Here is a 20,960-nt window from a genome sequence, read left to right as displayed (position 1 = left end):
GATTAGCGCCGTGAAGAAACGACGATCCCGCCCACGATCAATATGAAGGCGACGCCATGATACAGATGCGGCATTTCGCCGAGAAATGCTGATGACATCAATGCGGCGAACAACGGCGTCAGGTTGCTGAAGAAGCCAGCGATCGTCGGCCCCACCCTTTGCACGCCTATGCCCCAGCAACGCAAAGCGATGATGGCTGGGCCGATTGCGACGAAGATCAGCGCCGCGATCAATGGCCAGCCCCAGTCTATATGCAGATCTCCTAGCGCCCATTCGCCAGCTGTAAACATGCAAGACCAGGCCACGCCGAAAGCAACCTGTGCCAGTAGGAAAGCCGCCCAGTTGCTACGTATCTCTTCCGGGTCTTTTGGCAACGTCAGCAACCAGCTGTAGAAAGACCAGACGATGGCGGCGATGATCATGAAGATATCACCGGCCACCAGGCGCAAAGCCAGCAGTTGTCGCAGCTCGCCCCGGCTCAGCACAATCAGCACACCTACTATCGATAGCACTGCGCCCAAGCCCTGCTTGAACGATACGCGCACGCCGAAGAACAGCGTCCCTATCAGCAACATCCACACCGGCATACTGGCCGCTACCAGCGTCACGTTAATCGGTGAAGAAGTCTGCAACGCCAGGTATTGCAGCGTGTTGTACAAGCCGACGCCGAGCAGCCCCAATATCGAAAACCGTCGCCAGTGCGTCCAGAACGGACTGTTACGGCGGAAGATCCAGCTTGCCAGCGGCAACAGGATTAGCATAGCAATCGACCAGCGCAACAGATTCAAGGTAACCGGCGGCACCATCGCATTCACCGAGCGGCCAACAATTGCATTCCCGGCCCACATCATGGGCGCGAGCGTTAGCAGTAATACAGTCGATGGCGTAATCTTGTGAGTCATGAACAGAAAAGAGAAAGCCTTTGCAAGTCCTGACTATGCAAAGGCAGAAGTAAACAATCCGAGAGGATACTTGATAAGGCTGACTTGTATCTGACGCCGCCTTATTCAAGCTTTAACGCTAACCGGCATCGACGATGCGATTCGATACCTCAATCAGATTGAAATCGGGATCGCGCAGATAAAGCGACAGAATGGGGCCGGTGGCACCGGTGCGACGTATCGGCCCTTCCAGTACCGTGACGCCGCAGTTGTTGAAGTGCTGCAGCACATCATCCAGCGGTACGCTGGTGATGAAGCAAAGGTCAGCCGAACCCGGTGTCGGATGTTCGGCCTTGGGCTCGAATTCCTTGCCGTGCTGATGCAAATTGATTTTTTGCGTGCCAAAAGTCAGCGCCTTGCGGCCAGCACCGAAGATAACGACTTCCATTCCCAGCACACGCTGATAGAACGCGATCGTGACTTCTATGTCCTTGACCGTCAGGACGAGGTGATCAAGTTGATCCAGTTTCATGGCGACTACACATGGAAATTAATAGAGCTCCATTATGTGCCAAAACCCTTCAGGTGAAAAATACCTCGCCCTGACTATCGCTCAACCGTGCTGATAACGATACTCTTGCGTATAACCACCATAACCATACGAAGCCGCCCTCACGTCCTGCACATAGATATAGCTTTCTTCATGCAGGTTGCCCAGGATGCGCTCGAAACCGGCAAACGCTTCCCTGATGTACTGCGCCTTTTCATCCTTGGTGTTGGTTTCATCTGTAATCTTGATGTCGAAGTAAAAGCTGTTTTTCTTTTGCTCGCTCAAGAGATGCCCGCCTACCACCCAGCTATCGTGGCTCACATAGTCGATAGCAATCGCCGTGACTTCGCGCTTCTTTTTCAGGATGCGGGTCGTCAGGTCCAGCAATAACTCGGCAATTTGTCTGGTCAGTTCCGGTGTTTTTTCTGCACTTACTTTCACGTTCAGGATAGGCATTTTCAGCTCCTTTTAGTTTGCTATACAACTACTTATTTAAAAAAACTCAGCTGATGACTGAGCGAACTTTTTTAACTTTACTAACGGTTTCATCAAAATTTGCCTGACCCAGCTCCTTCTTCAGGCGCTTACTTACTTCCCCACTGGCCGCGTCCAGCTGTTCCCTTAATGCGATACCCGCAGCACTTGGTTCGATCGCCGATTCGCGCCCATCACGCTCGGTCGCCACCCTCCGCAACAAGCCCATCTGCTGCAAACCATCCAGCGTACGGGTCGCGGTTGAACGGGAAATCGCCAAAGTAGCCGCCACTTCACTCTGCAACATCCCTGGATTCACCAACACTGCCCGCAGCATGAAAGCCTGCGCCGGCGTCAGGCCAAACGGCTTGAAAGCCTTGGCCCATTCACGTTCGAGTACGCGGGCCAGGGCTGTCGTATTGAAATAGAGGCAGTAATCAAACATGACTGCAGCATAGATCAAACTAATTCGCTATGCAACTAAATATTTGATTTATTTTATGCTCCGTACACAACTGCTCTATGTAATAGTCTTGCCACTCCAGTACACAACCCTTCCATCCGACATGAACCCAGAACCTGGCACCCCTGCCGCAGCAGCTATGGCGACTCCCGCCCCAGTCAGTTTCATGCAGGCACTGGCCCTGTGGTTCAAGCTGGGCTTTATCGGCTTTGGTGGTCCGGCGGCGCAGATTTCGCTAATGCACAGGGAGCTAGTCGAACAAAGACGCTGGATCAGTGAAAAGCGCTTCCTGCATGCGCTTAACTATTGCATGCTGCTGCCCGGCCCCGAGGCACAGCAACTGGCCACTTATATGGGCTGGCTGCTGCACAAGAGCAAAGGAGGCATCGCCGCTGGCGCGCTCTTCGTGCTGCCCTCCTTGTTTTTCCTGATCACGCTGTCCTGGTTGTATATCGCCTACGGTCATGTGCCTTTGGTAGCGGGTCTGTTTTACGGCATCAAACCGGCGATTACGGCTGTGGTCGTACATGCAGTCCATCGCATAGGCTCGCGCGCCCTGAAGAATGGCTGGATGTGGGCGATAGCGGCCGCGTCGTTTGTCGCGATCTTTGCGCTAAATGTGCCCTTCCCTATCATCGTCACCGCAGCAGCACTGACCGGTTTTCTCGGCGGCCGTTATATGCCGGCCAAATTCACGGTTGGCGGCGGGCACAAGCAGGCCGATAAATCGTATGGCCCGGCGTTGATCGATGACGACACACCGACGCCTGCCCATGCGCAATTTCGCTGGTCCAGGCTGATCAAAATCCTGCTGGCTGGAGCCGTGTTGTGGTGCGTGCCGATGACGATCCTGACCCTGCAACTGGGCTGGGATCATACGCTGACACAGATGAGCTGGTTCTTTACCAAGGCCGCCTTGCTGACCTTTGGCGGTGCCTACGCGGTGCTACCGTATATCTATCAGGGTGCAATCAGTCATTACAACTGGCTTACACCTACGCAAATGATAGATGGCCTGGCGCTGGGCGAAGCCAATCCGGGGCCGCTGATTATGGTGGTGGCTTTTGTCGGTTTTGTCGGCGCCTATGTGCAATCCGTGTTCGGCCCGGACTTGCAGTTTATTGCGGGTTGTACGGCGGCAATACTCGTGACCTGGTTCACCTTCCTGCCCTCGTTCATCTTTATCTTTGCTGGCGGCCCAATGGTTGAATCCACCCATGGCAACCTGAAATTCACCGCGCCACTGACCGGCATTACCGCCGCAGTCGTCGGCGTAATCCTGAACCTGGCGGTGTTCTTTGCCTATCACGTGTTGTGGCCGAAGGGATTTGCCGGAGACTTTGACTGGATCGCGACATGCATGGCTATCGTCGCAGTGATTGCATTGGTACGCTATAAACGCAATGTCATTCACGTCATTGCTGCCAGTGCCGTTATCGGTTTGCTGCTGAAAACACTGGCCCTGTAAAAAAGCCGGAGTTACCTTGCAGGGCAACTCCGGCGCAAGAGAAGGCACTCTTCAGCGCTATCCCAGACACATCAATTATTTCGCTTTAACTTTCTGTGCTTCAAATTTCTTCGTATAGAGGTAGTGTCAGGAATTCTGCAAATGCAGTTGCCGTCGACATTTCCTCGAAGATTTGCGCTGCGCGCGCATAGCTGGGGCTGCTGCCGTTAGGCGCATCCTGCTTCACTTTCAGCAGCTCTTCCTGAATCATAGGCCGCACCATTTCTGCGGTGATTTTACGGCCGTCATCCAGTACGCCCTTGCTCGAACGTATCCATTGCCAGACTTGCGAGCGGCTGATCTCTGCAGTTGCCGCATCTTCCATCAGGTTGTGGATAGGCACGCAGCCATTGCCGTCCAGCCAGCTACCGAGGTAGTGGATACCGACGTTGATGTTGTAGCGCAGGCCTGCTTCGGTGATCGGCGTTTCCGGCTGGAAGGCCAGCAAATCATCCGCCGTTGCATGCACATCATCACGCTGTTTGTTGATCTGATTAGGTTTGTCACCCAGGACTTTTTTGAATTCTGTCATCGCCAGATCGACCAGGCCCGGATGCGCGACCCAGCCACCGTCGTAGCCATCTATCGCATCACGTTCCTTGTCTATGCGCACCGCATTCATCGCCAGTTCATTCTTGACCGGATCGTTTTTGATCGGGATCAGCGCGGCCATACCACCCATTGCATGTGCACCGCGACGGTGACAGGTCTTCAGCAACAGCAAAGCGTAGGAACGCATGAAAGGCACGGTCATCGTAACCTTGGCGCGATCGGCCAGGCAGAAGTCTTTGTCCAGGCGGAATTTTTTGATGCACGAAAAGATGTAGTCCCAGCGCCCCGCATTCAAACCTGCGCTGTGGTCTTTCAGTTCGTACAGGATTTCATCCATTTCGAAAGCAGCGAGTATGGTTTCGATCAACACGGTCGCCTTGATCGTACCCTGAGGCAGGCCCAGTTCACGTTGCGTCATGACGAAGATGTCATTCCACAGGCGCGCTTCCAGATGCGACTCCAGTTTAGGCAGATAGAAGAATGGGCCTGAGCCACGTTTCAGCAATTCATGCGCGTTGTGATACATGTACAGCGCGAAGTCGAAGATACCGCCGGATACGCGTTTGCCATCGACCAGCACATGTTTCTCGTCAAGGTGCCAGCCACGCGGGCGCACCAGCAGGGTCGCGATTTTGTCGTTGAGTTTGTATTGCTTGCCGTTGCGCTCGGTGGTGATGGTTTTGCGCACGGCATCGATCAAATTAAGCTGGCCTTCGATCTGGTTTTCCCAGTTCGGTGTATTCGCATCTTCGAAATCAGCCATGTACACATCGGCACCCGAGTTAAGCGCATTGATCACCATCTTGCGATCGACCGGGCCGGTAATTTCGACGCGGCGGCAAGCCAGTGCTTCCGGTATCGGTGCGATGCGCCAGTCGGCTGCGCGGATCGCGGCAGTCTCCGGCAGGAAGTCCGGACGTTCACCGGCGTCGATACGCTTGGCACGTTGGACTCGTATCGCCAGCAATTCTTGACGGCGCGCTTCAAAGCTACGGCTCAGTTTGACGACCAACGCCAGCGCTTCAGGCGTCAACACCTGTTCGTAGTCCGCTTTGAACTCGCCTTCAATTTCGATACCTGCCGGGATGTCTATCGTGCTCTCAGTCATGCTTGTCTCCGTATAATTAAATCAGTGATGGTCTACTTTGTTATAACTTCAAACTAACCGCACCCCCACGGGTGCGGCCTCCTTTTACAAGACACTAAGCTGCGCGCCCTGCAATACAAACCTTGGCTACTTTGCTGTCAAAAAATTGTTCGTCTTCGGTAGAGCCATGCAAGGCGGTAGTCGAAGACTGACCTTGCTGGATGACCTGGGTGATCGCATCGAAATAGCCGGTGCCGACTTCGCGCTGATGTTTTACGGCGGTGAAGCCTTTGTCCGCAGCTGCAAACTCGGCTTCCTGCAATTCGACGAAGGCCGACATTTGGTTGCGGGCGTAACCATGTGCGAGGTTGAACATCGAATAGTTCAACGAATGGAAACCGGCCAGTGTGATGAATTGGAATTTGTAGCCCATCGCGCCCAGCTCCTTCTGGAACTTGGCAATGGTTGCGTCGTCGAGGTTTTTTCTCCAGTTGAACGATGGCGAGCAGTTATAGGCCAGCATCTTGCCGGGGAATTTGGCATGAATCGCATCTGCAAATTGCTTGGCGAATTGCAGATCCGGCTTGCCGGTTTCGCACCACAACATATCGACATACGGCGCATAAGCGAGACCGCGCGAGACTGCCTGGTCGAAGCCGGAACGGGTTTTGTAGAAACCTTCTACCGTACGCTCACCAGTGAGGAAAGGTTTATCGTTGGCATCGACATCCGAGGTCAGCAAGTCAGCTGCTTCGGCATCGGTACGCGCGATCACCAGCGTGCGTGTACCGCAGACGTCAGCAGCGAGGCGCGCCGCATTGAGTTTCTCTACTGCTTCACGGGTAGGCACCAGTACCTTGCCGCCCATGTGTCCGCATTTCTTGACCGAAGCCAGCTGATCTTCGAAGTGCACGCCGGCAGCGCCCGCTTCTATCATTGCTTTCATCAGCTCATAGGCATTCAGCACACCACCGAAACCAGCTTCCGCATCTGCCACGATAGGCGCAAAGAAGTCGACATCACCCTTGCCTTCCGACCACTGGATCTGGTCGGCGCGCTGGAAGGTGTTGTTGATGCGCTTGACCACCAGCGGTACCGAATTGGCCGGATACAAGGATTGATCCGGATACATTTCACCGGCGACATTGGCATCACCGGCGACCTGCCAACCCGACAGGTAGATCGCTTTCAAACCTGCTTTTACCTGTTGCATCGCCTGATTGCCGGTCAGCGCACCCAGCGAATTGACGAAGGGTTCGTTATTGCACATCTCCCACAGCTTGTCGGCACCACGTTGTGCCAGTGTGTGTTCGACTTGCAGCGAGCCACGCAGGCGCACCACGTCTTCAGCCGTGTAATTGCGTGTCACGCCTTTCCAGCGCGGATTTTCCTTCCAGTCCCGGTTGAGTGCTTCGATTTGCTGTTCGCGGTTTGCCATGATGATTCTCCTCAGTTAAATGCGTGAAATAACAAAGACAAGAAAAAACATTGACTTAATCATAGGCGATATTGCGCACAGCAACAATGTCTTATATAAGATATTTTAATTTTTTATTTTCGTTATTTATCACATACTTATAATGTATTTTTCTGAATGTGAAACGATATTCTACCCTTTGGAATTTTTTATTGATGCAGCGCGATATTAATATTCCGTATTATGAAAACATATATTTGGTCGTGAAAAATCAGCGCTTTTCAGGCGTTTACATGATTTCAATTGGGCAAATAAGCGATGTGAAGGAATGAAGGAGTGGCGATCCGGACGCGAACGCTACACAAACCACCGCACACGTGCATCAAAGTGCACAGCCGTTAGCAACCTTCCAACTTGAGTTGCAAGGCGGTAAGATGTCACCCATGTTGTTGCGGCATGCATGCCGCATCGCACAAGCTTTTACGCAACTCATCTCTGTCTCTGGGGCCTGCTCCGGATGGCATGTTTCCCGACTATTTCAGCAAGCGGCCCAGGGCGCTGCGTTTCAAACGCTTATTTTTTGAGAGTACAGCCAGTGCCAAAAATCGACGTCTTTTCCCTGTTTGTCGCCATGACACTCAATTTGTGCATCATGGCCGTCGCACTGCCGTACTTTATGGGTCGGGTGAATCGTGCCGCACGGTACGCGCAAACCGGGATCGTGCTGCAAACGGCAGGTTGGATTTCGCTGTTTTCATCGAGCGCAACCGTACCCGGCGGATGGGCCGACCAACTGCTGTCTACCATAGCGATGGGCTGTGTTTCGAGTGGCATGGTATTCAATGCCATGGCCTTTCAGATATGGTGCGGCCGCAAGGTCAGTGCACGTACGCCTGCGGCCATTGCCGTATTAATGACCGTCGGCTACAGCATAGGCTTTGCCAACTATCCATTCCGCGTGGGCTGGGCCAACGCCCTGCTGGCCTTGCAGATCGCCACGGTGATCGTTGAACTGTGTCGCCCACCAACGGTAGCAGTCGGACGCTGGCGCTGGCTATTGGCCATTTGCCTCACCATACAAATGATCGTGCTGGCCTGCCGCGCGGTGCTGGGTGCGTTCTACACTGCCGAATTCCCGAATTTCTTTGGCCCCTATCTGGTCAACCAGATATTTGCCTTGTCATCGAATTCGATGATGGTGCTGTCAGTCGTCGCTATCCTGCTCGCTCATCGTGACGAAGCTGCACGCGAGCTGGAACGGCTGGCCACACTGGACGGCCTGACTGGTGTCCTGAATCGTCGCGCCTGGCTGCTGCAGGCTGGCATCGACTTCGCCAGCAGCATGCGCTACCGACAGCCTATTGCCTTGCTGATGATAGATCTCGACTATTTCAAGCAAATCAACGACACACACGGCCACACTGTGGGCGACGGCGCGCTCCAGCTTTTTGCGAGCGGATTGCGGGCTGTCAGCCGTACCGGGGACGTATTCTGTCGATACGGTGGTGAGGAATTTTGTGTGCTGCTCAAATGTGCGGATCTCAACGCGGTGATGGCATATGATCAACGCATGCGCCAGTGGCTGGCGCAGCACTCCCTCCAGGAGCTGGGATTCAACCTCTCTTATAGCGCCGGTATTGCCATGCGTTTGCACGATGAAGACACCATAGACGCCATGTTGCAGCGAGCCGACTTCGCACTATACGAAGCCAAGTCGCAAGGACGTGGTTGCACACTCGCCAGCTCGGTAAGATTGACTGCCTGATTTTGCTCGCAATGTGATGCCAATATGCAAGTCGCCACGCTTGCATGAATTTATTGGCGCTTTATGCAGCTGAATTCCGCATCTGCCGCCCATGCCTGTTAGACTGCGTGTCCTTTGCCGCATTACTTCAAAATCCATGACCGCCACCTCCTTTTCCAGTCTCGCCCTCTCACCTGCCATGCTGAGCAATCTGGAATCGCTCGGCTATCGCGAGATGACGCCGATACAGGCGCAGAGCCTGCCTGTGATACTGGAGTTACGCGATTTGATTGCGCAAGCCAAGACCGGCAGCGGCAAGACCGCAGCGTTTGGCATAGGCTTGCTGCAAAAGCTGAACCCGACCTGGTTTGCGGTGCAGGCACTGGTGATTTGTCCGACGCGTGAACTCGCGGATCAGGTATCAAATGAACTGCGTCGCCTCGCGCGCGCCACCGAAAACATCAAAGTACTCACGCTGTGCGGTGGTGCTCCGATGCGTCCGCAAATCGCCTCGCTTGAGCATGGCGCACACATCGTGGTCGGTACACCTGGCCGTATCCGTGATCACATCTCACGCGAAACGATCAATCTGTCCAAAGTACAGACGCTGGTGCTGGATGAAGCTGATCGCATGGTCGATATGGGCTTTTATGAAGAGATTGCAGGCATCGTCAGCGCCTGTCCGACACGTCGCCAGACTTTGCTGTTCTCCGCGACCTATCCCGACGATATACGCCGCGCCAGCGCCGAGTTCCTGCGCGATCCGGTCGAGATCAAAGTCGAAGCACAACACGATGACAGCCAGATCGAGCAACGTTTCTATGCGGTCGACTATGACGACCGCAATGCCGCTGTTGCGACGCTGCTGAAGCACTACCGTCCGGTGTCCACGCTGGCTTTTTGCAATACCAAAATCCATTGCCGCGAACTGGCAGCCGAGTTGCGCGCACAAGGTTTCAGCGCGCTAGCCTTATACGGTGAACTGGAACAACGCGAACGTGATGAGATCCTGGTGCTGTTTGCGAATCAAAGTTGCTCGGTACTGGTCGCCACCGACGTCGCTGCACGCGGACTCGATATCCAGTCGCTGGGCGCGGTGATCAACGTCGATGTCTCGAAAGATACCGAAGTACATATCCACCGCATCGGCCGTACCGGTCGTGGTGGTGACAAGGGCCTGGCGCTGAGCCTGTGCGCGCCGAATGAAAAGAAATGGGTCAAGCTGATAGAGGAATATCAGAACAAGCCGGTGCAATGGTATGAGCTGAACGAACTCGAAGTAGCTGAAGGTGGCGACTTGCACGCACCCATGGTGACGCTGTGCATTATGGGCGGCAAGAAAGACAAGCTGCGTCCCGGCGATTTGCTCGGCGCACTGACCGGCGATGCTGGCCTCACCAAGGAACAGGTCGGCAAGATCAATGTGTTTGAATTCATGACCTATGTCGCGCTGGATCGCAAGGTGGCGGACAAGGCTTATGCGCGTTTAAGCAATGGCAACATCAAGGGACGTAATTTCAAAATGCGTTTCATCGATACCGATAACAATTAAGCCCGCGGTACCGATGCTGTTGCACATCAATGATGATGGTGATGTGACCAGTTACCGTCTTCCGAATTCATAAAGGACTCGACCGCGTCTTTTTGGCCAGTCGCGTAACGTGTGATTTCACCGCAGGTGCAGATGCCCTGATACGGCTGGATGTGTGAGCAGGCAGAGACTTTCTGCAAAAATACCTGTACCGATTTTGTGCACTTCTTGCACTTGAACGTCAGTATGCGGGCCGGTTTGTTAGCCATATTAATTCCTGAATGATGTGAGTACGACACTGCACTTTGCGTGAGCTGCAGCGCCGCTATTATAAAAGATCAGCGTGCGGCCAGACGCCACAAGGATGTGGTTTCAGCCGCGCGTGCATGGTGCAGCGGATCGCTGGCATCTGCCGCGCGTGGATGTACCGGCTTGGTATCGATGCGGGCGATGATCTTCAATCCTGCGCTCTCTATCATCTGCAGCAATTCTTCCCTTGTCCGCAAACCCAGATGTTCGGCCAGGTCCGACAGGATCAGCCAGCCCTCGCCCTTGGCTTCCAGATGCGCCGCCAGTCCGTTGAGGAAGCCACGCAGCATGCGACTGTCCGGATCGTAGATTGCGTATTCAATAGCCGAACTTGGGCGTGCCGGTATCCAAGGCGGATTACAGACGATCAGCGGTGCTTTGCCTTCCGGGAATAAATCGGCTTCCAGTACTTGCACACGATCACGCAGGTCGAGGCGCGACAAATTCTCTTTGGCGCAGGCCAGTGCGCGCGCATCCTGATCAGTAGCGATGACTTTCTCGACGCCGCGCTGCGCCAGCAGAGCCGCAATCACACCAGTACCGGTACCGATATCAAAGGCCAGCTTCTTCGATGGCAGCGGCGCTTCCGCAATCAGGTTCAGGTATTCACCGCGCACAGGTGAAAACACACCGTAATAAGGATGGATACGCGCACCCAGCGCAGGAATTTCCACGCCGTTCTTGCGCCACTCATGCGCACCGATCAAACCCAGCACTTCGCGCAGCGAAACCACGAACGGCCCGGTGCTTGCGCCATACGCTTCATTGCACGCCAGCTTGATATCCGGCGCACGGCGCAAGCCTATACTGTAGTCCGCATCGACTTCCAGCAGCACCATGCCCAGCGTACGTGCACGTTGTGATTGCGCCTGACGGTGGAAATTGAATGCATCTATCGGTGTCGTCGCCGCCTTGCGCGGTTTGCGCTCGATACGACGTGCCAGTGCTTGCAGCAGTTGACGTGCATTCTGGTAGTCACCGCGCCATAGCAAGGCAGTACCTTCACTGGCGAGGCGAAAAGCGGTATCAGCCGTCAACTTGTCGTCGGCGATCATGACGCGCTTGGGCGCCGCATGACCGCTCTCGGATTGCCAGCGCGCCGTACGGTCGGCACCGGCTTCATTCCAGGTGATCTGTGCAGGCGTGCTCAAAATGGTGTCCGTGACAGGCATACAGCAGCCCTGGTGGCAGGAAGGTTAAAATGCATGGTTATTCCGATGTTGCAAAGGCGACGCCAGCTTAGATGCGCCGCCTGGAGTGAAAAGTGTGTCGCAGCCAGCCTTATTTCTTTTTGTAGATTTCCGGCTTGGATTTATTGCGTTGTTCGAAGATGGTTTTGGCGTCTTTTTCCGCCCTGTCCTGCGTACGCATGGCCGGATCATCGTCGTGCAAAGTGAAGTAATCTGCGGCCTGGGCGCGCATCACGTACTTGATGGCAGCGGCGTCGCTGAGGTCGAATCTTTCGGTCATGAGCGTCGTCACTTCGTCCAGATACTCTTCGTAGGTCATGCTTTTCATCTTAATAATGCGGTTTATTGAACGAAGTTGAGAGTATGCCCTTCAAACTGTCAGCGACCTAGCTGTATCGCAGTGTTTGCTTTCAATTTAGGCAACAACGACAGGAAATATTGACTATATTGAAAGTATTCAGGCATTTCGCCTAGCTTGGAAATTGACAAACAATACTCGCCTTATTCATCCAATCAGCCGTGACATGATCATGTCAAAATGACCCTGCCATAAACCGCCTTCAGCACCAAAACGGACCAATTCCGGCAAAATCGACGCAGGCAAGTGACGAAAACAGCAGATGAAATTCAAGGATCATTACGCAACCCTGGGCATCCCGCGCGATGCGACGCAAGACGCAATTAAGAATGCGTACCGCAAACTCGCGCGTAAATATCACCCTGACGTGAGCCGGGAGATGTATGCCGAAGTCCGCTTCAAGGAAGTCGGCGAAGCCTATGCCATCCTGAAAGACACCGCCAAGCGCATGGCCTACGACCAGGAATACCGTCCTGCCTTCAGCTATCGCGAAGCCTCAGCCCAACGTGCGCAGGAACAGGCGCGGCCGCAGCCGGGCGCAAACACACGCCGCAGCGCGCCACCAGAACCACCACCAGCCGCCAAACCACGCGCTGAAGAAAACTTCAGCAACATCCTGGATGAAATGATGGGCCGCCCGGGTTCGCCACCGCCCAAGCCGCGCGGTGTGCACATCCACGGCAGCGACCAGCACACCAAAGTGCAGATAGACCTGGAAGACACCTTCCATGGCACTACGCGCAATGTATCGATGCCGACCTATATGACCGACGAATACGGCATGCCTATCGTCTCCAAACGCACACTGAAAGTCAGCATTCCCAAAGGCATGCGCTCGGGCCAGACGCTGCGCCTGACGGGCCAGGGCTTCCCCGGCACCGGCGACGGCAAGGCCGGTGACCTGTACCTGGAAATCGTGATCCGCCCGCACCGCCGCTATCGGGTCGATGGGCGTGACATCTATGTCGATGTACCGCTCACCAGCGACCATGCCGAACAAGGCACGGTCGTGCATGTGCCGACACCGGAAGGTTCAGTCCAGCTGGCGATCCCGCCCGGCTCCAGCATAGGACGCAAGCTGCGCCTCAAGGGTAAAGGGATACCCGGCGATCCGGCCGGTGATATGTATGCGGTCATTACCAAGCTGAGCCAGCCCATCCATACTGCGGTCGCACAAAAAGCGTATCGCGCATTAAAGGCTGCTTTCGACTTTGCGCCGCGTACCGACACCGAGCGCTAATCTCCTGCCTTTGCAACAAACCACCGTTTTCATGGTCTGATCATTCCTACAGGCATGAAAACGGATTAGTCCTCGCACGCATTTCTGCAGCACACTATCTGCGGCGCGACACAGACGCTATACTTGCCTGAAAACACCATCTAAAAAATATAAACTCATTCGGAAGTTAAGCACTCTATGGCATATGAAGTAGTCGATACACAGCTCTCTCCTGACGGCCGTCTTGATATCTTGTCTAAGGCCGAAGTACACAGGCTTCTGGACACCCGCAACGGCGGCTTATACCAACTCTTCCGCAACTGCGCACTGGCGGTACTGAACTGCGGCAATGACACCGATGACGCGAAGGAATTGCTGAACCGTTACAGCTCCTTTGAAATCAGCATCATCCAGCGTGAGCGCGGTATCAAGCTCGACATCAAGAATGCACCGGCCAGCGCTTTTGTCGATGGCAAGATGATCAAGGGCATACACGAGCATCTGTTCTCGGTATTGCGCGACATCCTGTTCACCCACGATGAAGTGATTTCGAATCCGACCTTCGACCTCGAGTCGTCGGCCGGCATTACCGACTCGGTCTTCCACATCCTGCGCAATGCGAATGTGCTGCACCCGCACCTCAACCCGAAACTGGTCGTATGCTGGGGCGGTCACTCGATCTCGCGCGAAGAATACGATTACACCAAGAAAGTCGGTTATGAAATCGGCTTGCGCGAAATGGACATCTGCACCGGTTGCGGACCAGGCGCGATGAAAGGCCCTATGAAAGGTGCGACTATCGGTCACGCCAAGCAACGCATCCCGACCGGCCGTTACCTCGGTGTCTCCGAGCCTGGCATCATCGCGGCGGAAGCGCCTAACCCTATCGTCAACGACCTGGTCATCCTGCCGGACATCGAGAAGCGCCTGGAAGCATTTGTGCGCATCGGTCACGGCATCGTCGTATTCCCGGGCGGTGCGGGTACGGCGGAAGAAATTCTCTACATCCTGGGCATACTGCTGCACCCGGACAATGCTGGCCAACCATTCCCGCTGGTATTTACCGGCCCGGCCAATTCAGCCGACTACTTCAAGCAGATCGACCATTTCATCGGCGTGACGCTGGGACCAAAAGCGCAGAAGCTGTACAAAATCATCGTCGATGATCCGGTACAAGTAGCGCAGGAAATGCAGGATGGCATCAAGGCGGTGCGTGAGTTCCGCAAGAGCAAGGGCGACGCTTACTACTTCAACTGGGGTCTGAAGATAGACCATGCGTTCCAGATGCCGTTTTTCCCGACCCATGAAAACATGCGCAATCTATCGCTGCATCAGAATCAGGAACGGCATGAACTGGCGGCCAATCTGCGCCGGGCGTTTTCTGGTGTGGTGGCAGGTAACGTCAAGGAAAGCGGCATACGCGCAATAGAAGAGCATGGCCACTTTGAAATCAGCGGCGACCTCAGCATCATGGATCCTATGGATAAATTGCTGGCGGCCTTCGTCGCACAGGGACGCATGAAACTGCCGGGCAAGGCTTACACGCCCTGCTATCGCGTCATCAAGTAAGAAGAATCAGGCAGCATACTGCTGGGTGCCACTGGCATTCAGCAGTGATTCCATAGCCCTGTCGAAGATAGGCACAGACTCCACCATCCCCACCGATCCCTCACGCAAACCCTTGATCAGCGCAATCGAGGAGTAGACCAGCAGGCGTGGCCGTGCTTCGGGCGCATTGATCCGAAACAGATAGAAAGACTGCGCCGCATCTATCCACAGCAAGGTCGCAGGCTGATAAGCACCTTCGTGCCACCACTCGGCCTGGGTACCCACATGCATGCCACCCAGCCATTTGGCATCCGAACTCTGCAAGGTGCCGAGGTCGCTATCCAGATGCAGGTGCGCCTGCACCTGGAATTGTTGCAGCGCTGTTTGCAGGCGTTCATGCGGCACGGTAGGTGCGTGTATCTCGGTAGGTTGCGCTGCCAGCGCACTGCCTATATGCAGCGTAGAGAAGTGTTGCTGCAGGCTCAGCAATGAGCGTGCACCTTTGATCTGGTTGCCCTGTATCGTGCGCAGTACTTCGGCATGCATGGCGACCAGTTGATCCAGCACCTGCTTGCTTTCGATGTCCGACATCAGCAGCAATTGCAGGCCGGTCTTGATTCTTTGCACCAGCTTGGGCAAGAGCCGCATCAGCGCACTGCGCTCACTGGCATCGAGCTCTTCCTGCACACTCCACAGCAAGTCGGCCACGACTTCACGATATGGCGTTATGTCCATGCTGTCATGTTCGCTGACATACACCAGTACCCGACTCCACACCTTGATCAGGAAATCGACAGCGCGCTGGTCGGTCTCTATCGATGACAAGCGTTCGCGCAAGGCATTCACGGTTTGCACCACCAGTACATCATGCTGCTGCGGATTCTTTTGCGCGTTTTCCAATGCATCAATGGCGCGCAGGACTTCGGCGTCACCAGCATGCAAGGCATCTGCCACTGCATGGTTCAGATGCAGGCTGGCGGTTGTAAACACCTGCATATCCGCATTGAAGTCCCTATTGATGCAGGCGATCGCTTCCGCCATGCCGGCATAAATCTCTTGCCCCGGTGTAATGCTCGCATTCAGGCCACTCGCAATCGAGGCTGCGCGATTCAGGAATTGGCGCGCCGGATGATGCGCCAGCTGCAGGACATCGGCATCCAGCATCGCAGCTTTCACAAACGGAATCCGCAATTGCGCCAGCAAGTCACGGAAAGCCGGAGACAGCATTTCGTCAGCAGCTATATATTCGAACAGCATGGTGGTGACATCCAGTCCCACCCTGTCGATCTCACTGACCTGATCCAGATTCAGCACTTCGCGCAAATCCGCTACTGCTTCATTCGCATCAGCTGCGACAGCACCGCCCTGTGTTGCCACACCTGCCTGCTGCATTTGCTGCAGTTGTTTAAACAAGGGATGGGCGTTGGCTTGCTGACCTGCAGCTTTAACTGTTGGCGCATTGGGTGCACCATCAGGGAAACGTAAATTGGGTGGTATGCGACCCGGCGCGGACTGGTTAAAGATCTTCCAGACAAAATCTTGCAATTCAATTTGCCCATCCGACGGCAAGACCGGCATGCTATTGCCCTGCTTACCCTGCTTTTGTAATTGCGAGAGTACGCGCTCCAGCGCAGGTGACGCCGGTACCGTTTCATGCAAAGTCGGAAAACCGTTGACCACGCCGGTCGTGATGCCACTCACCAGCCCGGTAGACAAACCCGCGTCAACAGCTGTCGCGCGATAGGCACCCTGGTTCGCCAGCGCCAGCATTTCACGTTCGCGCTTGCTCAATGCGCTCGGACGCGCCAGCAGGCGTGCATGCACGCCATTCGACTCAAACACATCGCGGATCGCGGAAAAATACTCTGGCAGTTGTTCAGCCAGTGCACCGGACAGATGATCGAACAGCATTGCGCAGACATTGCTATTGCTATTCATTTCGCACAGCACATCATGCAGTGCGCGCGCCATCAGGTAGGGACGGAACGGGTTCTCACGTTCACGCACATCATGCTCATCGTGCAATTGCGCGATCATCAGGTTCAGCCGCCCCAGGCTTTGCTGGTCAGCCTCACGCAGACGCAGCACGCGGCGCTCCACTTCAATCTGACGTGTCACGGTATCGTCGTCCATCAGGGCCAGCGTATCCGCCGAGACATCCTGCAGGCTCATACGCAAGTCGCGATACATGGTTTGCATGCCGCGCTCTATGTAGCCGATGTAACTGAGATTTAAACGTTTGAGGAACTCTTGTCCATGCGTGCCCAGGAAGTCGCGTGAAGCGGATATCCATTTTTGTTCATTGGCTGAACCGGCGGTCGGAATTTGTTGTGCCAGGCTGACGTTGGCATCTTGCAGCATGTGCTCTGCGAGGGCAGAGAATCGGAATAAGGCGCGCTCTTTGGCCAGTTGGATAACAGGTTTAATCGCGTGCATTACAGTGACCGTCTCCGACGAGGGTTTGTGTGTATTTTTTTGATCATAGCGTAATGCATGGAATGTGACGAGACCGCGCTGCAAGGCGTGTTGCAAATGTTAGATTTAACCTGACATTTGTCTCTCATTACACACATTTAACGCTAATTTACAAATTGCAGATACAGTTGAAAACAAACGGGCTTGCTGACGGCAAGTTCAGCAAGCCCGTTCGTGGCAGGACTCAGGTGCCGATCTGGATTAAACCGGAGCCAGCAAAGCCAGCTGCGCTTCACTCAGGTAGGCCCACTCGCCCTCTTCCAGCTCCAGCGATTCCAGTGTCAGGCTGCCGATGGCAACGCGACGCAAAGCCGAGCAATGATTCCCTGCCGCCGCCAGCATGCGTTTGACCTGGTGGTATTTACCCTGCTCCAGCACGATTTCCAGTTCATTCGCACTCAGCATGCGGCAGGTTTGCGCAGCCAGCGGCGCCGGTTCATCGTGCAACTGCACGCCGCCCAGCAATTGCGCGATCAGCTCCGGCGTGACCGGATCCGCGGTGGTGGCAACATAGACTTTCGGGATATGGCGCTTGGGCGACGATTGCGCATGGATGAAAGGTCCGTCGTCCGACATCAGCAGCATGCCGGTCGTATCGTGATCCAGTCGTCCGACCGGTTGCAGTTCACGCCAGGTGAATTGCTCAGGCAGCAGCGTCAACACACCGGGATGATGGCTGGGCTTGCGCGAGCATTCAAAGTTGGCTGGCTTGTTCAACACGATGTAGACGTGTTCACGATAACGCCAGACTTCATCAAAAATCGTGAATTCGAGGTCGCTGGTATCGAAAGCGGCGCGGTAATCGGTCACGCTCTCGCCATTAATGCTGACTTCGCCGTCTTCTATCAGGTTGCGGCAGTATTTTCTGGTGCCGAATCCCTGCGATTGCAGGATACGGTCTAGGGTCAATTTACTCATGGCGGCACTGTACCAGAATGAGGCCGATTTATCAGCCGTGGCGCGTGCAGACATGCATAAATCCTTGCCCCGGCCACGCTTTCCTTGTCACAAGCGCAAGGATCTTTCCGTCCCCACCACTTGGCGATTTTCTATTTAGCCACCGCTCACGATAAAATGCGCATATCTATCGAAAAAGGAAAGCAGTCATGAGCCAGTTCTGGAGCCCTATAGTGCAAACACTCACGCCGTACGTACCGGGTGAGCAACCGAAATTGCCGGGCTTGATCAAGCTGAATACCAACGAAAACCCATACCCGCCGTCACCAACCGTCATGTCGGCACTGCACGCGGTCACCGCAGAAACGCTGCGCCTCTACCCCGATCCGGACTCCAGCGCGCTGAAACAGACGCTGGCTGATTATCATCAGGTAGCGACCAATGAGATTTTCATCGGCAATGGTTCCGATGAAGTGCTGGCCTTTGTCTTCATGGCCTTGCTCAAGCACCAGGCACCTTTGCTGTTCCCGGACATCACCTATAGCTTCTATCCGGTTTATTGCAAACTGTTTGGCATCGACTATCAGGAAATCCCGCTGGATGAGCAAATGGGCATTAAGCTGGCCGACTACCACGACCAGTCCTGTGGCGGCATCATCTTCCCGAACCCGAACGCACCGACCGGCATCGCCCTGCCACTGGCTGCAATCGAAGAACTGCTGATCAAGCAACCGAATGTGGTAATTGCTATCGATGAAGCCTATGTCGACTTCGGTGGTGAGACTGCCTTGCCGCTGATCCATAAATATCCGAACCTGCTGGTGATCCGCACCTTCTCGAAGTCGCGCTCACTGGCTGGCTTGCGCGTCGGCTTTGCGATGGGCCATCCCAAGCTGATAGAAGCGCTGGAACGCGTGAAGAACAGTTTCAACTCCTATCCGCTGGATCGTATGGCGCTGACCGGTGCGGTTGCCAGCTATGGCGACGAAGTTTACTTCCAGCAAACCCGCAAGGCGATTATCGACAGCCGTGAACATATGACGCAGGAACTGGAAAAGCTCGGCTTCTCGGTGCTGCCATCAACTGCCAACTTCATCTTTGCGCGCCATGCGTCGCTGCCCGCCAGCCAATTGGCAGCCGGTTTGCGTGAACGTGCGATTATCGTGCGCCACTTCAACCATCCGCGTATCAACCAATACCTGCGCATCAGCATAGGCAATCCGGATGAATGCAAGGCACTGATCCAGACCATGCGTTTGTTGACATCCGAGCACTAACCGGCAGAATTTCCCGTACGCACGTGTCTGCTACGGGAAATATCGTCGCATCTGATGCTGTGTAGCCGGGCATACCAGGAGTATGCTTTTGCTGACCTGAAGGAGAAAATGATGTCGGAACCGATCAAGCAGGAACCCGAAAAAATGTCGTTTTTCGCGACCATGGGTGCGATTTTCTGGTCCTTCATCGGCTTGCGCCGCCGCTCGGATTACGAGAAGGACAATACCAGCCTGAATCCGTTCTATGTGCTGGCTGCCGCGCTGCTGGGCGTCGCTATCTTTATCGGCATCCTACTGCTGGTCGTTTCCCTCGTGCTCAAATAAAAATAGCGAGCCTGCTGCGCTCGCTATTTTGCTTCTTGTCCTGCCCCGCGTTACTTATCAGGCATATGCCGCCACATGCTGGCTCTGCGCCGTCCATTCCGCTTCCACCACATGCAAATGCTGGGCACGCAACGAAGCTTGCAGCGACGGGATCGAACCGCCCGCCTTGTACTCCAGGCTGACGTATAGCTGATCGCCTTTTTGTACGCTGACTGGTTCCGCCAACGGCAAGACCAGGTAATGATTCAGCCAATCAACTGTCGTTGACTGTTCCATCACGACGGCCAGGATATTCTTGGTCACAAAACGCAGGGCATTCACCGTGCCGTCGTGTTCGATCGCAAACACACCTTGCCACGCGATTTGCGCCGGTACGGCCTGGGTGAAATCCAGCAGGGAATAAACCGAAGGCTGCGCCAGCTCAACGCTGCCAGGCTGGATGAAAGTCGGTTCCTGGAACTGTACGATAGGCGCGTTATAACCCTCGAAGCAGTAATCCTGCTGTAAAGGCTGGACCGCCATGATCATCGCTTCCGGGATGAAGAGTGGCAGCGGACCACCGAATTTCTCCAGATAGCGCTGCTTGAAGGACTCAATCACCTGCACCTGCTTCTCACGCAGCATGGCGACGTGGATCATTTCACAGATGACGACATCGACCGGCTCCGGCGGCAGGTATTCAAAGGCATCGCCCTGTATCACTTCCACCTTGTCACCGTTTACGTTTTGCGCCAGGAAACGCTTCGCTTCTGCTACCAGGTCCGGGTTGTACTCGACGCACCAGACTTTTTCTGCTTTGGCCGCGGCAAACCATGACAGCACACCAGTACCGCCACCCAGCTCCAGCACCTTGGCGCCCGGCGCAACCAGATGCGTGATCGCTGCCTTGAAGCCCGACATGCGTCGGTTGTCCATCAGCATATTGTGGTGATAGTGGACAGGAATGAATTGGCCCAGGTAACAGCTTTCTAATTCGCGTTCGGTCAGCATCGTTTCATCCTTATGGATAGTCGGTGAGCGTTCGTACCCGGTATGGGTATGACGGCATGGAACACCATTATCGTGATTGGATGCAGAAGCTAAGAGCCGAGATGCGAGGCTTTTGGATAGCTATTCGCGGTTTGGAAAAATCTGGCTGATGATGCAAAGCAACGGAT

At 54.7% G+C, this 20,960-nt stretch carries 19 protein-coding genes; 7 read left to right on the top strand and 12 right to left on the bottom strand.

Features of this window, described 5'->3' with window-relative positions; all coding sequences use genetic code 11:
* Positions 1-2: 2 nt before the first annotated feature.
* The 4 genes from IXC47_RS14910 to IXC47_RS14895 all read right to left on the bottom strand — a co-directional run bounded on the left by IXC47_RS14910 (position 3) and on the right by IXC47_RS14895 (position 2,350).
* On the bottom strand, positions 3-902 hold the full coding sequence (locus tag IXC47_RS14910; RefSeq protein ID WP_175625811.1) for a DMT family transporter: 900 nt from the start codon (positions 900-902) through the stop codon (positions 3-5).
* 118 nt (positions 903-1,020) lie between these two features.
* Positions 1,021-1,413 (bottom strand): VOC family protein, encoded by a 393-nt coding sequence (locus IXC47_RS14905; RefSeq protein ID WP_195876143.1) that lies wholly within the window; start codon positions 1,411-1,413, stop codon positions 1,021-1,023.
* Between the two features lie 81 nt (positions 1,414-1,494).
* Complete coding sequence (locus IXC47_RS14900) at positions 1,495-1,887, bottom strand: tautomerase family protein (protein WP_195876142.1); 393 nt, start codon at positions 1,885-1,887, stop codon at positions 1,495-1,497.
* 46 nt (positions 1,888-1,933) lie between these two features.
* Positions 1,934-2,350, bottom strand: coding sequence for a MarR family winged helix-turn-helix transcriptional regulator (locus IXC47_RS14895; protein WP_195876141.1), 417 nt, complete (start codon positions 2,348-2,350; stop codon positions 1,934-1,936).
* Between the two features lie 157 nt (positions 2,351-2,507).
* Here IXC47_RS14895 and chrA point away from each other — a divergent pair, with 157 nt between their 5' ends.
* Positions 2,508-3,836, top strand: coding sequence for a chromate efflux transporter (gene chrA, locus IXC47_RS14890; RefSeq protein ID WP_230089580.1), 1,329 nt, complete (start codon positions 2,508-2,510; stop codon positions 3,834-3,836).
* A 100-nt stretch (positions 3,837-3,936) separates the two neighbouring features.
* Here the strand turns inward: chrA and aceB are convergent, their stop codons facing one another.
* Complete coding sequence (gene aceB, locus IXC47_RS14885; protein ID WP_175625805.1) at positions 3,937-5,535, bottom strand: malate synthase A; 1,599 nt, start codon at positions 5,533-5,535, stop codon at positions 3,937-3,939.
* Positions 5,536-5,629: 94 nt separating this feature from the next.
* Complete coding sequence (gene aceA / locus IXC47_RS14880; RefSeq protein WP_195876139.1) at positions 5,630-6,952, bottom strand: isocitrate lyase; 1,323 nt, start codon at positions 6,950-6,952, stop codon at positions 5,630-5,632.
* Between the two features lie 574 nt (positions 6,953-7,526).
* Between aceA and IXC47_RS14875 the strand changes: the two genes are divergently transcribed.
* Both IXC47_RS14875 and dbpA read left to right on the top strand, forming a co-directional pair.
* Positions 7,527-8,696, top strand: coding sequence for a GGDEF domain-containing protein (locus tag IXC47_RS14875; RefSeq protein ID WP_326838412.1), 1,170 nt, complete (start codon positions 7,527-7,529; stop codon positions 8,694-8,696).
* Positions 8,697-8,832: 136 nt separating this feature from the next.
* Entirely contained in the window at positions 8,833-10,227 is a 1,395-nt protein-coding gene (gene dbpA, locus IXC47_RS14870) for an ATP-dependent RNA helicase DbpA (protein WP_195876138.1), read from the top strand.
* A 26-nt stretch (positions 10,228-10,253) separates the two neighbouring features.
* Here the strand turns inward: dbpA and IXC47_RS14865 are convergent, their stop codons facing one another.
* The 3 genes from IXC47_RS14865 to IXC47_RS14855 all read right to left on the bottom strand — a co-directional run bounded on the left by IXC47_RS14865 (position 10,254) and on the right by IXC47_RS14855 (position 12,024).
* A complete protein-coding gene (locus IXC47_RS14865) occupies positions 10,254-10,475 on the bottom strand; it encodes a hypothetical protein (protein ID WP_175625801.1) in 222 nt (73 codons plus the stop codon).
* A 69-nt stretch (positions 10,476-10,544) separates the two neighbouring features.
* Positions 10,545-11,687, bottom strand: coding sequence for a methyltransferase (locus tag IXC47_RS14860; RefSeq protein ID WP_407651144.1), 1,143 nt, complete (start codon positions 11,685-11,687; stop codon positions 10,545-10,547).
* A 109-nt stretch (positions 11,688-11,796) separates the two neighbouring features.
* Positions 11,797-12,024 carry a hypothetical protein gene (locus IXC47_RS14855; protein ID WP_175626099.1) on the bottom strand — a complete coding sequence of 76 codons (228 nt, stop codon included), beginning with the start codon at positions 12,022-12,024 and terminating at the stop codon, positions 11,797-11,799.
* A gap of 301 nt (positions 12,025-12,325) precedes the next feature.
* On the opposite strand from IXC47_RS14855, the gene IXC47_RS14850 reads away from it, so the two are divergent.
* Positions 12,326-13,303: a DnaJ C-terminal domain-containing protein gene (locus IXC47_RS14850; protein ID WP_195876137.1), complete on the top strand. Its 978-nt coding sequence runs from the start codon at positions 12,326-12,328 to the stop codon at positions 13,301-13,303.
* 177 nt (positions 13,304-13,480) lie between these two features.
* Positions 13,481-14,851, top strand: a complete 1,371-nt coding sequence (gene ppnN / locus IXC47_RS14845) for a nucleotide 5'-monophosphate nucleosidase PpnN (protein ID WP_175625798.1) — start codon at positions 13,481-13,483, stop codon at positions 14,849-14,851.
* A gap of 6 nt (positions 14,852-14,857) precedes the next feature.
* On the opposite strand, the gene IXC47_RS14840 is transcribed toward ppnN, so the two are convergent.
* Positions 14,858-17,266, bottom strand: coding sequence for a DUF1631 family protein (locus tag IXC47_RS14840; protein ID WP_195876136.1), 2,409 nt, complete (start codon positions 17,264-17,266; stop codon positions 14,858-14,860).
* A gap of 240 nt (positions 17,267-17,506) precedes the next feature.
* Positions 17,507-18,223 carry a pseudouridine synthase gene (locus IXC47_RS14835; RefSeq protein WP_175626098.1) on the bottom strand — a complete coding sequence of 239 codons (717 nt, stop codon included), beginning with the start codon at positions 18,221-18,223 and terminating at the stop codon, positions 17,507-17,509.
* 188 nt (positions 18,224-18,411) lie between these two features.
* On the opposite strand from IXC47_RS14835, the gene hisC reads away from it, so the two are divergent.
* Positions 18,412-19,479: a histidinol-phosphate transaminase gene (hisC, locus tag IXC47_RS14830; RefSeq protein ID WP_175625796.1), complete on the top strand. Its 1,068-nt coding sequence runs from the start codon at positions 18,412-18,414 to the stop codon at positions 19,477-19,479.
* A 108-nt stretch (positions 19,480-19,587) separates the two neighbouring features.
* Positions 19,588-19,803, top strand: a complete 216-nt coding sequence (locus tag IXC47_RS14825) for a DUF2970 domain-containing protein (RefSeq protein ID WP_407651143.1) — start codon at positions 19,588-19,590, stop codon at positions 19,801-19,803.
* A 57-nt stretch (positions 19,804-19,860) separates the two neighbouring features.
* On the opposite strand, the gene IXC47_RS14820 is transcribed toward IXC47_RS14825, so the two are convergent.
* Positions 19,861-20,793 (bottom strand): methyltransferase domain-containing protein, encoded by a 933-nt coding sequence (locus tag IXC47_RS14820; protein ID WP_195876135.1) that lies wholly within the window; start codon positions 20,791-20,793, stop codon positions 19,861-19,863.
* Positions 20,794-20,960 lie beyond the last annotated feature (167 nt).

It is taken from the genome of Herminiimonas contaminans (assembly GCF_015645465.1).
GTDB lineage: Bacteria > Pseudomonadota > Gammaproteobacteria > Burkholderiales > Burkholderiaceae_D > Oxalicibacterium > Oxalicibacterium contaminans.
Note: the sequence above shows the minus strand (reverse complement) of the source record. Positions and strands in the feature narration are given on the sequence as shown.

Coding starts and splice junctions, on each gene's coding strand:
- IXC47_RS14825 (WP_407651143.1), top strand. CDS start 19,588: ATGATGTCGGAACCGATCAAGCAGGAACCCGAAAAAATGTCGTTTTTC.
- IXC47_RS14855 (WP_175626099.1), bottom strand. CDS start 12,024: ATGACCTACGAAGAGTATCTGGACGAAGTGACGACGCTCATGACCGAA.
- hisC (WP_175625796.1), top strand. CDS start 18,412: ATGAGCCAGTTCTGGAGCCCTATAGTGCAAACACTCACGCCGTACGTA.
- IXC47_RS14865 (WP_175625801.1), bottom strand. CDS start 10,475: ATGGCTAACAAACCGGCCCGCATACTGACGTTCAAGTGCAAGAAGTGC.
- aceA (WP_195876139.1), bottom strand. CDS start 6,952: ATGGCAAACCGCGAACAGCAAATCGAAGCACTCAACCGGGACTGGAAG.
- aceB (WP_175625805.1), bottom strand. CDS start 5,535: ATGACTGAGAGCACGATAGACATCCCGGCAGGTATCGAAATTGAAGGC.
- IXC47_RS14835 (WP_175626098.1), bottom strand. CDS start 18,223: ATGAGTAAATTGACCCTAGACCGTATCCTGCAATCGCAGGGATTCGGC.
- ppnN (WP_175625798.1), top strand. CDS start 13,481: ATGGCATATGAAGTAGTCGATACACAGCTCTCTCCTGACGGCCGTCTT.
- IXC47_RS14910 (WP_175625811.1), bottom strand. CDS start 902: ATGACTCACAAGATTACGCCATCGACTGTATTACTGCTAACGCTCGCG.
- chrA (WP_230089580.1), top strand. CDS start 2,508: ATGGCGACTCCCGCCCCAGTCAGTTTCATGCAGGCACTGGCCCTGTGG.
- IXC47_RS14900 (WP_195876142.1), bottom strand. CDS start 1,887: ATGCCTATCCTGAACGTGAAAGTAAGTGCAGAAAAAACACCGGAACTG.
- IXC47_RS14895 (WP_195876141.1), bottom strand. CDS start 2,350: ATGTTTGATTACTGCCTCTATTTCAATACGACAGCCCTGGCCCGCGTA.
- IXC47_RS14840 (WP_195876136.1), bottom strand. CDS start 17,266: ATGCACGCGATTAAACCTGTTATCCAACTGGCCAAAGAGCGCGCCTTA.
- dbpA (WP_195876138.1), top strand. CDS start 8,833: ATGACCGCCACCTCCTTTTCCAGTCTCGCCCTCTCACCTGCCATGCTG.
- IXC47_RS14820 (WP_195876135.1), bottom strand. CDS start 20,793: ATGCTGACCGAACGCGAATTAGAAAGCTGTTACCTGGGCCAATTCATT.
- IXC47_RS14905 (WP_195876143.1), bottom strand. CDS start 1,413: ATGAAACTGGATCAACTTGATCACCTCGTCCTGACGGTCAAGGACATA.
- IXC47_RS14860 (WP_407651144.1), bottom strand. CDS start 11,687: ATGCCTGTCACGGACACCATTTTGAGCACGCCTGCACAGATCACCTGG.
- IXC47_RS14850 (WP_195876137.1), top strand. CDS start 12,326: ATGAAATTCAAGGATCATTACGCAACCCTGGGCATCCCGCGCGATGCG.